Genomic DNA, 13,355 nt, shown 5'->3' with positions numbered 1-13,355 from the left:
TTCTCTTTAAGCATAAGTTTGTCTAAAAAAGAATAAAATTTCATTTTTAGACAGATTTATGTCTGTAAAATTAGATTTATTTTAAGGAGTTTGCTTATGGCAACAGTTATTCGTCTAACAAAAATGGGACGCAAGAAAAAACCATTTTATCGAATCGTAGTAACAGATAGTAGAAAAAAAAGAGATGGGGGTTGGATTGAATCTATTGGCTATTACAATCCTTTGACAGAACCTTCAACTGTGAAATTTGATGCAGAGCGTTTGAAATATTGGACAAGCGTTGGTGCAAAAATGAGTGAAAGAGTACAGGCAATCACAAAATAATGGTTGAAAAATTCGTTGAATTATATGTCAAAAAAATTGTCAATGAACCTGAAAAAATACAAATTCATAAAAAAGAATTGGACACAAATTTTTATGAAATAGAGATTATCTCTTCTGCACAAGATGCTGGAAGATTAATCGGAAAAGATGGCAAAATGATTAGTGCCATTAAAACCATTATTTCTGGTTTAAAAGCAAAAGATGGGAATTCATACAGAGTGATTGTAAAACCCGAGTAATGCTTCAAAAACACAAAATACAAAAAGATTGGGTAAGTGTCGCAAAAATTGGTCGCCCAGTAGGTGTAAAAGGGGAAGTCCTTTTGCATTTATTAACAGACTTTCCCGAAGTTTTGAAAGTGGGCGATACTTATTTTTCGCAAATAGGTGATTTGACAATACAATCCTACAACAAAGAAAACTCTCGCATAAAATTTACTCAAATTAATTCAAGAGAAATCGCAAAACAATTCACAAACCTCATACTCTACACAACGCAAGATTTTACCAAAGAACATTGCAAATTAAAAGAAGATGAATTTTTTTGGTTTGAGATTATAGGGAGCAAAATACTTGAATCAGAAGAAATTTTGGGGGAAGTATGCGAAATAGAAAGATTTGGGCAAAAAGATTTCTTATCAATAAAAACTAGCCACGATTTACAAGCCAAAGGATTCCCAAAAAGCTTTCTAGTGCCTTATGAAAAACGCTATATCAAAGAAGTGGATATCCACACAACCCCTAAGATAATCCATACAAATTTTTGTAAAGAAATTTTGGAAAATAGCTAATGCACTTTTCTTTTGTGAGCCTATTTCCGCATTTATTAGAATCGTATTTTAGCGATTCGATTTTGTGCCGCGCTATAAAAAATCAAAAAATTTCTGTTGGATACATAAATCCAAGAGATTTTAGCAAAAATCGATTTTTGAAAGTTGATGATTATCAAGTTGGTGGAGGTGCTGGGCTTGTGCTAGAGCCTTTTGCATTGAGTGATACATTGGAATCTATCAAAAATCAAGATTCCAAAGCACATATTATTTTTTTAACACCTTGTGGGAAAAATTTTAACCACAAAGATTCTAGGCGTTTGGCAAAAAAAGAGCATATTGTTTTTGTTTGTGGGCGTTATGAAGGATTTGATGAAAGATTGATTGAGCTTTATGCAAATGAAGTTTTTAGCATAGGGGATTTTATTTTGACAGGTGGTGAGCTTGCAGCACTTTGTTTGTGTGATAGCATTGCAAGGCAAATTAATGGAGTGCTTGGCAATAGAGAATCTCTAAAGGGCGAGAGTTATGAAGATTTTTTGCTTGAAGCGCCAAATTTTGTCAAACCTCATATTTTTAAAAATTTAAGTATTCCTTCAGAGTATTCAAAGGGAAATCATGCTAAAATTTGCGACTTAAAATTAAAAGCATCAGAGGCAAAAACTAGATTCCATAGATTAGACCTCTATTGGCAATACAAACAAAGGTTAAAAAATGAGAAATAAATACATTCAGCATTTTGAAGATGCACAAATGGCAGGAAAAGAGATTCCACAATTTAAAGCTGGAGATACTTTGAGGGTTGGGATTCGTATTTCAGAAGGCGACAAAACAAGAATCCAAAATTTCGAAGGGATTTGTATTTCTTTACGCGGGGTTGGCACAGGCAAGACTTTTACGATTAGAAAAATCGGTGCTAATGGCGTTGGGGTTGAAAGAATTTTCCCTATTTATTCAGAAAGTATTGATAGTATCAAGGTGCTTAAAATCGGTCGCGTTAGACGCGCAAAACTCTATTATCTACGCACTAGAAGTGGTAAATCTGCAAGGATTAAAGAGATTAGAAAATAATCTCTTAGCTTCTGCTTTCATACCTCTTCCAAGATACTCCATATTCCTCATATTCCTTAACGCGATTTAGAACAACAATGCATTCTTTTGCTCGTGTAATGCCTATATAAGTTTCAATTGCAATCTTAGGTGTATTAGGTTTATTACTTGTTAGAAAAATAATGGCTTTTGCCTCTAAACCTTTATAGTTATGTAGATTGACAATCTTAATATTTTGAGATTCATTAGAGAAACCCTTTTTTGAATTTTTATTATTCTCCTCTTTTCCTAAATATTCAACTTTAATTCCTTTTTCAACAAAATATTCAACAATAATTTCTACTTCCCTTTTATTAGTAGTAACAATAGCAATATCTTTATTATTAAAATCCTTACAAATTTCACAATAGGTATCAAATATTATTTGCTCTATATTATGGTGCTCTAAATCAATCCATTTTAAAATATCCATTGGAATGCTTTTTTGCATACCTTGTTTGATAGGTTCTTCTTGAATATAGCCAAAGGATTTATCAGGATTATTTTTTAGATAATCTTTTAAAAAAATATTAGCAAAGCGATTAAGTTCATACTTCAATCTTTCATAGCCAACACTTTTTATTCTTTTGTTCTCAGAAAGTAATCCCCAAGCTCCCCTAAATTTATATCCCTGACCCTTCATTCCTCTATCAATCCAAGAAAGTTTGCGTTCGTAAATATTTTGCTTATCATCAGCAACCAATAAAAGTTCCCCATCGGGTTTCAGCAAACAAAGCAATATTTCAAACCATTCTTGTTGAAAATCCTGCCCCTCATCAATCAAAATTGCATCATATTTTGGTATTTTCACATCATCATCATCTTTTTCATTTTTTAAAATATCTTTGAAGTTTTCAAAAGCTTCTGCTTCCCACTCCACAAAATTACTTTTTCTTTTAATTATTCTTCCATTTATATCATTAATGTATCTAACCAATCCATGAAAGTGAAAAACATCAATACAGTTTAAATCAAATTTTCTTTTAACTTCTCTAATTTTTTCTTCAATATAAGTTGTCAATGTGATATTGTAGCATACCACCAAAACAGTCTTTTTAATAGAAGCAAGAATACCTGCTTTTTGGGCTATAACTAAAGTTTTGCCACATCCAGCTGCCCCCTTCACCCTACGCCATGAACCAGGTTTATGTTCTATAAGTGCATTTTGTTGCGAAGTGGTATGGATTTTTACGCCCATTTCTACTGTGTGTAAGAGATTTAAGAGTTGATGTATTATTTCATATTGAATAATATTTTGACTTTTTTGGATTCTGTGAATTATAGCTTCAACATTATCATAGCCAAAAAATTCAACATTTTGTTGTCCGATAAAATCTTGTGCTTCCTTGGCAGTTGCATTATGAAAATACATGAAACACAAAATATTTTTTGGATCAATAGAATAATTGCGAAAAAAATTTCTATAACGATTAATTTGCACAGTTGGACTAGAAACCTGAATTGTTTTTTGCTTGTTATTTTTATAAATATATTTGAAAAATTGCTCTTTTTCATCTTTATGGAATCTCTCTAACTTCCAATCCTTAATCTCTATAATAAATAGGCCTTTTTTTCGATGCAAAACAATAATATCAGGACGATTTCCATTGAGTTTAGGTTGAATATAAATCTCATAGTCTCCACTCAACTTTTCATGTAAAAGCTTAGTCAAAAATTGTTCGCCCTCAGTAACTTTAGAATAAGCTAGCTGTTCTATTTCCATAAATTTTACAATCCTTATCCTCTAAATATATTCAATAAAAATTTTATTAAGAATTATATCATTTTGAAACCTAACTTTCACACCATTTATAAAATTCCATTAATTCTATTATATTGACAACCATATAATTTAAGAATAAATTTTCAACTCTTCAAAAACTTTCATCAAAAATCTTTTGGATATTTTTACAATGCTAAGGTATAATTATAAAAACTTCCAAAAAGGACAAAAATGACAAATCCTTTGAATCAACCTTCCAATTTCATTAACCGCGAACTTTCTTGGCTGCGATTCAACACTAGAGTTTTAAGCGAAGCTCAAAACAAAGAAAATCCACTTCTAGAGCGTCTAAAATTCATCGCCATTTATGGGACAAACCTCGATGAATTTTATATGGTGCGTGTTGCTAGATTGAAGCGACTATATGCTGCTAGAATCACAGAAAGCGGGGCAGATAGGCTAACTCCAAAAGAGCAGTTAGATGAGATTCGGACTTATTTGAAAAATGAAAAAAAGCTTTTGGAATCTTGCTATTTTGAAATCATTAGTGAGTTAAAAAAACTCGGGCTTTGTATCAAAAATTATGAGGAAGTTGAAAAATCCCAAAAAAAAGAATTGCAAACTTATTTTATGAATCACCTCTATCCCATCGTAGTGCCTATTGCTGTAGATGCCACTCACCCATTCCCGCACCTCAATAATCTTAGCTATGTTTTGGCATTAAAACTTCAAAGTCTCAATAATCCAAATGAAATCAAATTTGGTATGACAAGAATCTCAAGAATGCTTCCGGGATTTATCAAGCTTGGGGATATTTATGTTTTGACAGATAGCGTTGTAGCAGAATTTACAAGCGAATTATTTCCGGGTTTTCGCGTGCTAAGCTGGACTGCTTTTAGGGTGACAAGAAATGCAGATATTGAAATAGAAGAGGAAGAAGGCGATGACTTCTTAGCTTTGATGACAGAGGGCTTAAAATCTCGTAGAAAGGGAGAGATTATCCGCTTAGAAATCGGTAAAACTTCGGATAATGAACTCAAAAAATTTATTACAAATTATATCCGCGTTTCTCCTGAAGATATTTATGAATGCGAAGTGCCGATGAATTCAAGCATTCTATGGGAAATTGTGGGGAACAAAAATTTCGCCCAACTTACATTTCCAAACTACACGCCAAAGATTCTACCACCCTTAGATTCTAATGTAAATATTTTTTCTATTTTAGATACACAAGATATTCTTTCATTCCAACCTTATGAGAGTTTTGACCCCATTGTCAGCTTTATCCAAAATGCTGCCAAAAATCCCGATGTATTTTCTATTCGTATGACACTTTATCGTGTAGGCAAAAATTCACCCATTGTAAAAGCACTCATTGAAGCAGCCGAAAATGGCAAGCAAGTAACTGCCCTAGTAGAGCTAAAAGCAAGATTTGATGAAGAAAACAATCTACATTGGGCAAAAGCCCTAGAATCAGCTGGCGCACATGTAATCTATGGAGTCCCCGGGCTAAAAGTCCATGCCAAAATCGCACTTGTAATCAAAAAAGAAGACAAAGAATTGCGTGAATATGTGCATTTAAGCACGGGCAATTATAATCCAAGCACCGCCAAAATCTACACAGACATTAGCTATATGACTTCCAAAAAAGAATTTACCCAAGATGCAATCAAGTTTTTTCACAACCTCTCTGGATTCTCACACAAATCCAAGCTCAACACACTTCTTGCAGCACCCTTGCAAATCAAACCAAAGATTTTAGAATTAATCACTAATGAAGCTAAAATGGGAAGTGAGGGAAGAATTATCCTAAAAGCAAATTCTATCGTGGATACCGATGTGATTTTGGCACTTTATGAGGCTTCTAATGCTGGAGTTAAGATTGATTTAATCGTGCGTGGAATTTGTTGTTTGAAACCGGGTATCAAGGGAGTGAGTGAAAATATCCGCGTCGTTTCTATTGTAGGGAAATATTTAGAACACGCCCGCATTTATTATTTCAAAAATGCAACTCCACAAATCTACTTTGCAAGTGCAGATTTAATGCCTAGAAATTTGGAACGCAGAGTGGAATTAATGACACCGGTATTTGAAAAAAATCTCGCGGATAAACTTTTTGGCATAATTCGCCTCCAAAGTGAAGACAATTCTCAAGCACACGAACTTCAAAGTAATGGAGAATATAAAAAATTAAGCCCTATTGATGGCAAAAAAATCAATAGCCAAAAAATCTTAGAGGACTACACTAACGCAACTTACACTTCATTAAAACGAGAAGAAGAGGAAGTAAAAGCCAAAAAACTCGCACGAAGAATGTTTAGGGAGAGCTGATGAAACTTTATGAAACCTTGAAAAAAGCCAAAGAAGCAAAAAACATTCTCTCCCAGCTCCCACACACAATAAGGCAAAATTTCTTAAGAGATTGTGCAAGAAATTTAGAAAACAAAACTCTAAAAATCCTAGAAGCAAACCAAAAAGACTTGGAAAACGCCAAACAATACAATCTCAATTCCGCTATGCTAGAGCGGTTAATGCTCAATGAAAAACGCATTGTTGATATGGCAAATTCCTTAAGAGAAATTGCAGATTTTCCAGACCCTTTAAATAGAATCTTAAGCGGTTTTTGCAATGCAAGTGGCTTAGAGATACAAAAAGTAAGCGTTCCACTTGGCTTAATAGCAATTATTTATGAATCAAGACCAAATGTCACAAGTGATACTGCTGGACTTTGCTTCAAAAGTGGCAATGTATGTATCTTAAAAGGGGGCAAAGAAGCACAAAACTCTAATGAAGCTATTGTAGAAGTTTTCTCTCAAGTTTTACAAACATACAACCTTCCACAAGAAGCGATTGTTTTGCTGCCTAGTATGAAAAATAGAGAAGAGTTAAAAGAGCTGTTGGAGGCTAAAGAATATGTAGATTTACTCATTCCACGCGGTGGAGAAGGATTGATTTCTTTTGTTAGTCAATATGCCAAAGTCCCTATTATCAAGCACGATAAGGGAGTTTGCCATATTTTTACTCACCATAGTTGCAAAATAGAACAATCCATTGAAGTAATCATTAATGCAAAAACTTCACGCCCCAGCACCTGCAATGCTTGTGAAACTTTGCTTATTGATTCTAGCTTTGCAGAGGAATTTTTGCCCAAAGTCGCTCAAGCACTCAAGCAAAAAGAAACGATTCTCAAAGGCTGCAAGAAAGCATGTGAGATTCTAAGTCAAAACAATATAGAATGCCAATTAATCCCGCTAGAATCCTATCACATTGAATACAATGAAAACATTTTAAATCTTAGAATCGTGCAAGATTTACAAGAGGCAATCCAACACATACAAACTTTTGGAAGTGGGCATAGTGAGGCTATTTTATGCGAGGATTATAGCATAGCAGAGGAATTTTTAAACAAGATTGATAGTGCGTGCGTTTATGTCAATGCCTCTACGCGTTTTAGCGATGGGGGAGAGTTTGGCTATGGGGCAGAAGTTGGCATCTCGACTTCAAAACTCCACGCAAGAGGTCCAATGGGAGTAGATTCTCTTACAAGCTACAAATACAAAATTCGAGGCAATGGACAAATAAGGAAATAAACCTATTATCACTTAAAATACAATTGAAGGGATTTTTGTATCTCTTCAACATCATCAAAATGCAACACTTCATCTCCGATGATTTGATATTTCTCATCGCCCTTGCCAAGCACCAATAGCACCTCATCATCACAAAGCTCTTTAATAGCCCTCTGAATGGCTAGGGCACGATTCTCTTCTAAGAATACTTTTGATTGTTTATCTTTAGGGATTCCATTGAGAATTTCTTGCATAATCGTTTTTGGATTTTCACTACGCGGATTATCGCTTGTAATATAAATTTTACTTGCGTATTTACTTGCACAATACCCCATTTTAGGGCGTTTTGTCTTATCCCTATCACCCCCAGCACCAAAGATAACTACAATTTTTTGGTGCAAAAAAGATTGAAAAACCTGCTCCATTCCATCTTGTGTATGTGCAAAATCAACAATAATCAAGGGTTTTTCATTCACAACCTGCATTCTCCCCAAAACTCCGCCAAAATTTTCTAATTTGTCTGCAATCATCTGGAGAGGTGATTTGGTGAGTATTTTCACTGCACCAATAGCAGCAAGGGCGTTATAAAGATTATGTTTGCCAAAAAGATAGGCATTTAGCATAGCTTCTTCCTTGCCATAAGCAATTTGTGCTGTGATTCCCCCTTTTAGGCTATAAGCTTTAATGTGAAAAGTTGCATTAGATTCAATTCCATAAGTCATTGTATTTTGCAAAGAATATTGAGCGTTTTTCTCATCTTTATTGATAAGTTTCTCATCTTTTGGAGTAGCAAAAAAGGAATTTTTGGTAGCAATATAATTTTCTAATGTTTTATGATAATCAAGATGATCACTTGTAATATTTGTAAGAATCCTCAAAGCAAACTCTAAGCCCTCGATTCTATTTTGCACGATAGCATGAGAGCTAACTTCCATTACAAAAAATTCACAATCTTCTTGCCTTGCCTCATTAATAGCTGTATAAACTTCCAGTAAAGATGGCGTTGTAAGCCCTTTTTGACGCTTTTGAATGCCATTGACAAAAAATCCTCTTGTCCCCAATAAGCCAACTTTATAACCCATATCCAAAAGAATAGAATATATCATTGCTGCTGTTGTAGTCTTGCCATTTGTGCCTGTAATGCCAATTAATTTGAGATTCAAATCCAAATATTTTTTCAAATCTTGCGGGGTGATAAAAATCTCAAAACCATTATCTTTGGCTTGTTGAAAATATTTTTGCGAACTTTGAGTAACCAAAAATGCACAATCTTTTGGATTTTCCCTTGAATCATCACTCAAAAACTTAAAATCACTTGCACCCTTAAGAGCAATTTTCATCAACATTCTCCAGATTTCAAAATTCGTTTATAAATTTTTAGAAAATCCCTGTCCAAAAAAAGAATATTTCCAATATTTTCAAAATAATTAATTGCAATATCTTTAAACCCATAATCAACAAGATTTTGCATAAAAAACAAAAAATCTCCCTTATTGGTAAAAATAATTTTTGTGCTAAACATCAAATCCTCAAAAGCCTCTTTAAATCCAACATTATTCACAACTTTTTGAAAATCTTTGTATAAGATTCCATCATTTTTATCAATATCTGCTTCTTGAATTCTTTGAATTGCAAGATTGAGCATTAGCACATCCCTATCGCAATTTTCAATCATTTTAATAATCTCTTTTGGAGCGTTTTTTGTTTTTTTAATCACTTGATAATATTCATACAACGCTCTAGCTTCTTCTTGGTGCTCTAATGCCATATCTGCAAGCAAAGTTAGCATTTGCAAAAATGAAAGTTTTTTTATAGGAATGCTAGAATCCTCTTGAATCCCTTGAAGGATTCCATTAGCCAAAGAACAAGCCTCAAGACATTCCAAATACTGCCCTTTTTGAAAAAAAACATTTGCTTTTTTTAGAAATTTTAAAAATTGTTTAGTCAAATCCATTTTAGCCTACATTGATTAATTCAATATCGGGGTGAATCTCATTTTTCAATGCCCTTTCAATGCCAAATTTTAATGTTTGGGAACTACTAGGACAGCCCTTACAGGCACCCTCTAATCGCACATAAACCTTTCCATTTTCTATTTTTAGCAATGTAACATTCCCGCCATCATTGATTAACATAGGGCGAACCTTTTCTATTACCATCTCCACAGGCTTTAAAAGCTCTTGGTCACTAAAGACAAACATTGCCTTCTCCTTGCACTTTTGGTTTTTTTATGTTTTATATTCTATTAATTCTTAAGTTTAGATTATTTTCTACTAATTATTAAAAATTTGCAATATTTATGGAATTTTATTCATTATTGTTTTATAATGCAAATTTGGATTACATAAAGGAAGGGAGTTTGTGCGGAAAGCGCTTAGTATATTTACTACTTTAATAGGAGGATTTTATGCAAAATGATGAAGTAGTGATTCAAAGTTATCTAAAAATAACTTCAGAAAGAAAAAAAAGGAAGAATCCTGCGCGTTGGGATATGTGGCAGAGTATTACAGGGCTAGTTTTAGCGATTTTTATTTTATTTCATATGTGTTTTACTTCCTCAATCCTTTTTGGTGTTGATGCGTTTAATGCCGTGGTTGCCTTTAGTGAAGGTTCATTGATTTTTGGCAAAGGTATTCCACTGCTTACAACATTTGTTGTTATTATCATTAGTGCATTTTTCGTAGCTCACGCATTTTTGGCAATGAGAAAGTTTCCAGCAAATTTTCAACAATTAATGATTTTTAAGACTCACAAATCTTTAATGAAACATTGCGATACTACACTTTGGTGGATACAATTCCTCACAGGTTTTGCGTTATTTTTCTTGGGTAGTGCGCATTTAGTAACTATTCTCTTCAATTCTACCGATATTAATGCTTTAACTTCAGCAGCAAGATTTGTAGAAGGAAACTTAGCAGAATTTTATCTTGTTTTACTTGTAGTAATGGTATTACATGCAAGCATTGGTTTATATCGTGTGATTATCAAATGGATTCCACTTGAAGCTTCAACAACTGCAAAAAGCAACATTAAAAGAAGAAATGTGAAAATCGCAGTATTTTCAGTATTTATTATTCTTGGGGTAATTGCATTTATTGCAGATTTCACTTGGATTGCTCTTGGAAAAAGTTTATAGGAGTTTTTATGAAAATAGTATATTGTGATTCATTAGTAATTGGTGGAGGATTAGCAGGTCTTAGAGCTGCAGTAGCCTGTCAAGAAAAAGGATTAAGCACAATCGTTTTAAGTCTTATTCCAGTCAAAAGAAGTCACTCAGCAGCAGCACAAGGCGGTATGCAAGCAAGTCTTGGTAACTCCAAAATGAGCGATGGGGATAATGAAGATTTACACTTTGCTGATACCGTAAAAGGAAGCGATTGGGGATGCGATCAAAAAGTAGCAAGAATGTTTGTAACAACCGCACCAAAGGCTATTAGACAATTAGCGGCTTGGGGAGTGCCTTGGACAAGAATCAAAAAAGGGGATAGAACTGCAGTTATCAATGCCCAAAAAACAACTATCACCGAAGAAGATTTTAGACATGGGTTAATTCACTCAAGAGATTTTGGAGGGACTAAAAAGTGGAGAACTTGCTATACAGCTGATGCCACAGGGCATACAATGCTTTTTGCAGTGGCAAATGAAGCATTAAAGCACAATGTAGAAATCCACGACAGAAAAGAAGCGATTGCGATTATTCACAAAGATGGTCGATGCTATGGATCAATAGTTAGAGACTTAATCACAGGAGAATTAATTGCCTATGTCGCAAAAGGAACTCTTATTGCAACTGGTGGTTATGGAAGAATCTACAAAGATACTACAAATGCTGTGATTTGTGAAGGAACAGGAACTGCGATTGCTCTTGAAACAGGTGTCGCAAAACTTGGCAATATGGAAGCAGTACAATTCCATCCAACTGCACTTTTCCCAAGTGGCATCTTGCTTACTGAAGGTTGTCGTGGTGATGGTGGAATCTTGCGTGATGTTGATGGATATCGCTTTATGCCCGATTATGAGCCAGAAAAAAAAGAATTAGCAAGTCGTGATGTTGTTTCTCGTAGAATGATTCAAAGAATCCGTGAGGGCAAAGGTGTAAAATCTCCCTATGGAGAACACTTGTGGCTAGATATTTCGATTTTGGGACGCCAACACATTGAGACAAATTTAAGAGATGTGCAAGAAATTTGTGAATGTTTTGCGGGGATTGATCCTGCAGAAAAATGGGCTCCTGTTAAACCAATGCAACACTATTCTATGGGAGGTATCCGAACCAACCACAAAGGCGAAAGTGCCTTAAAAGGGCTTTTCTCTGCTGGTGAAGCTGCTTGTTGGGATTTGCATGGCTTTAATCGCCTTGGCGGAAATTCAGTCAGCGAAGCGGTGGTAAGTGGTATGATTATCGGTGATTATTTTGCAGAAAGTTGCCAACAAACTTATGCAGATATTGAAACCAAACTTGTAGAAGAATTTTTGCAAAAAGAGCAAAAGTATCTTGAAGATATTCTTGCCAAAGAAAATGGAGAGAATGTTTTTGAAATCAAAAACAAAATGAAAGAAATAATGGGAGATAAAGTAGGAATCTTCCGAGATGGAAAACATTTGCAAGAAGCTGTTGATGAGTTAGAAAAGCTCTATATCCGCTCAAAAAATATCAGCATTAAAACCAAAAGAATGCACGCAAATCCAGAATTAGAAGAAGCTTATCGTGTCCCAAAAATGCTAAAAATCGCATTATGTGTTGCTAAAGGTGCATTAGATAGAACAGAATCCCGTGGAGCACATAGTAGAGAAGATTTCCCTAAACGCGATGATTTAAATTGGTTAAAACGCACCTTAACTTCTTGGGAAGATCCAAATCAAACCTTGCCAACCATTACTTATGAACCATTAGATATTTCTACAATGGAAATTGCACCGGGATTCCGAGGATACGGAGCTAAGGGAATGATTATTGAAAATCCAGAAAGTCTAAAAAGACAAGAAGAAATCGATAATATTCGCACAAAAATGGAAGCAGAAGGTAAAGATCGCTATGAGATTCAAGAAGCATTGATGCCATTTGAATTACAATCATATTACAAAGCACGCAACCAAAGAATAGGAGATAAACAATGAGTGGAGCAGTAGAGAATAGCAACAGAACATTGACAATTAGGGTACTAAAATTTGATCCAAATAGTGCAATCTCAAAACCACATTTTGTGGAATATAAATTGCAAGAAGCACATTCTATGACAATTTTTATTGTTTTAAATATGATTAAAGAGCAATTTGATCCGGATTTGAGTTTTGATTTTGTATGCCGTGCGGGAATTTGTGGAAGTTGTGGAATGATGATTAATGGACGCCCAAGACTTGCTTGCAGAACTTTGACCAAAGATTTTCCTGATGGCGTTATCACACTTATGCCACTTCCTGCATTTAAACTCATCAAAGATTTATCCGTAGATACCGGAAATTGGTTTAATGGTATGAGCAAGCGAGTAGAGAGCTGGATTCATGCACAAGAAAAAAGCGAAGAACATATGAGCCAGCTCGAAGAACGCGTAGAGCCTGAAGTAGCACAAGAAGTTTTTGAGCTTGATAGATGTATTGAATGTGGTTGCTGCATTGCATCTTGTGGAACTAAACTAATGCGTGAAGATTTCGTAGGGGCAGCGGGATTAAATCGGGTCGTTCGATTTATGCTTGACCCACATGATGAACGCACAGATGCTGATTATTATGAATTAGTAGGTGATGATAATGGTGTTTTTGGTTGTATGAGCTTACTTGCTTGCCACGATGTTTGCCCCAAAAATCTACCACTACAAAGCAAAATTGCTTATTTAAGAAGAAAAATGGCAACTGCAAAATAATTTTTAGAATCCCTTTTGGG

General features: G+C 34.6%; 14 protein-coding genes. 10 read left to right on the top strand and 4 right to left on the bottom strand.

Annotation, left to right across the window (positions count from 1 at the left end):
* Positions 1–96 precede the first annotated feature (96 nt).
* From rpsP to rplS, 5 genes are read left to right on the top strand one after another with little or no spacing between them, the layout of a single operon-like run.
* Complete coding sequence (rpsP, locus tag EL247_RS01605; RefSeq protein WP_040500204.1) at positions 97–324, top strand: 30S ribosomal protein S16; 228 nt, start codon at positions 97–99, stop codon at positions 322–324.
* The gene (locus tag EL247_RS01600) at positions 324–563 is read left to right on the top strand and encodes a KH domain-containing protein (RefSeq protein ID WP_005023473.1); all 240 of its coding nucleotides are present in this window, start codon (positions 324–326) and stop codon (positions 561–563) included. The genes rpsP and EL247_RS01600 overlap by 1 nt, the downstream gene beginning before the upstream one ends.
* The gene (gene rimM, locus EL247_RS01595) at positions 563–1,114 is read left to right on the top strand and encodes a ribosome maturation factor RimM (protein WP_054198631.1); all 552 of its coding nucleotides are present in this window, start codon (positions 563–565) and stop codon (positions 1,112–1,114) included. The genes EL247_RS01600 and rimM overlap by 1 nt, the downstream gene beginning before the upstream one ends.
* A complete protein-coding gene (gene trmD / locus EL247_RS01590; RefSeq protein ID WP_104745896.1) occupies positions 1,114–1,818 on the top strand; it encodes a tRNA (guanosine(37)-N1)-methyltransferase TrmD in 705 nt (234 codons plus the stop codon). The genes rimM and trmD overlap by 1 nt, the downstream gene beginning before the upstream one ends.
* Positions 1,808–2,164 (top strand): 50S ribosomal protein L19, encoded by a 357-nt coding sequence (gene rplS, locus EL247_RS01585; RefSeq protein WP_005023483.1) that lies wholly within the window; start codon positions 1,808–1,810, stop codon positions 2,162–2,164. The genes trmD and rplS overlap by 11 nt, the downstream gene beginning before the upstream one ends.
* Before the next feature lie 4 nt (positions 2,165–2,168).
* Here rplS and EL247_RS01580 read toward each other — a convergent pair whose 3' ends face one another.
* Positions 2,169–3,905 (bottom strand): NERD domain-containing protein, encoded by a 1,737-nt coding sequence (locus EL247_RS01580; RefSeq protein WP_104745898.1) that lies wholly within the window; start codon positions 3,903–3,905, stop codon positions 2,169–2,171.
* Positions 3,906–4,136: 231 nt separating this feature from the next.
* Here EL247_RS01580 and EL247_RS01575 point away from each other — a divergent pair, with 231 nt between their 5' ends.
* On the top strand, positions 4,137–6,236 hold the full coding sequence (locus EL247_RS01575) for an RNA degradosome polyphosphate kinase (protein ID WP_126441930.1): 2,100 nt from the start codon (positions 4,137–4,139) through the stop codon (positions 6,234–6,236).
* Positions 6,236–7,495, top strand: coding sequence for a glutamate-5-semialdehyde dehydrogenase (locus tag EL247_RS01570; RefSeq protein ID WP_104745900.1), 1,260 nt, complete (start codon positions 6,236–6,238; stop codon positions 7,493–7,495). The genes EL247_RS01575 and EL247_RS01570 overlap by 1 nt, the downstream gene beginning before the upstream one ends.
* Before the next feature lie 8 nt (positions 7,496–7,503).
* Here the strand turns inward: EL247_RS01570 and EL247_RS01565 are convergent, their stop codons facing one another.
* From EL247_RS01565 to EL247_RS01555, 3 genes are read right to left on the bottom strand one after another with little or no spacing between them, the layout of a single operon-like run.
* The gene (locus EL247_RS01565) at positions 7,504–8,814 is read right to left on the bottom strand and encodes a UDP-N-acetylmuramoyl-L-alanyl-D-glutamate--2,6-diaminopimelate ligase (protein WP_104745901.1); all 1,311 of its coding nucleotides are present in this window, start codon (positions 8,812–8,814) and stop codon (positions 7,504–7,506) included.
* Positions 8,814–9,428: a hypothetical protein gene (locus EL247_RS01560; RefSeq protein ID WP_065830708.1), complete on the bottom strand. Its 615-nt coding sequence runs from the start codon at positions 9,426–9,428 to the stop codon at positions 8,814–8,816. The genes EL247_RS01565 and EL247_RS01560 overlap by 1 nt, the downstream gene beginning before the upstream one ends.
* Before the next feature lies 1 nt (position 9,429).
* Positions 9,430–9,675 (bottom strand): NifU family protein, encoded by a 246-nt coding sequence (locus EL247_RS01555; protein ID WP_005023498.1) that lies wholly within the window; start codon positions 9,673–9,675, stop codon positions 9,430–9,432.
* 206 nt (positions 9,676–9,881) lie between these two features.
* Here EL247_RS01555 and EL247_RS01550 point away from each other — a divergent pair, with 206 nt between their 5' ends.
* Genes EL247_RS01550 through EL247_RS01540 form a run of 3 tightly spaced genes read left to right on the top strand, consistent with a single transcriptional unit; the run spans position 9,882 to position 13,335 of the window.
* Entirely contained in the window at positions 9,882–10,610 is a 729-nt protein-coding gene (locus tag EL247_RS01550) for a fumarate reductase cytochrome b subunit (RefSeq protein WP_040500211.1), read from the top strand.
* 8 nt (positions 10,611–10,618) lie between these two features.
* Entirely contained in the window at positions 10,619–12,592 is a 1,974-nt protein-coding gene (locus EL247_RS01545) for a fumarate reductase flavoprotein subunit (protein ID WP_054195823.1), read from the top strand.
* A complete protein-coding gene (locus EL247_RS01540) occupies positions 12,589–13,335 on the top strand; it encodes a fumarate reductase iron-sulfur subunit (protein ID WP_005023503.1) in 747 nt (248 codons plus the stop codon). The genes EL247_RS01545 and EL247_RS01540 overlap by 4 nt, the downstream gene beginning before the upstream one ends.
* Positions 13,336–13,355 lie beyond the last annotated feature (20 nt).

It is taken from the genome of Helicobacter pullorum, assembly GCF_900638355.1.
GTDB lineage: Bacteria > Campylobacterota > Campylobacteria > Campylobacterales > Helicobacteraceae > Helicobacter_D > Helicobacter_D pullorum.
This window is presented reverse-complemented; position numbering and strand designations above follow the sequence as displayed.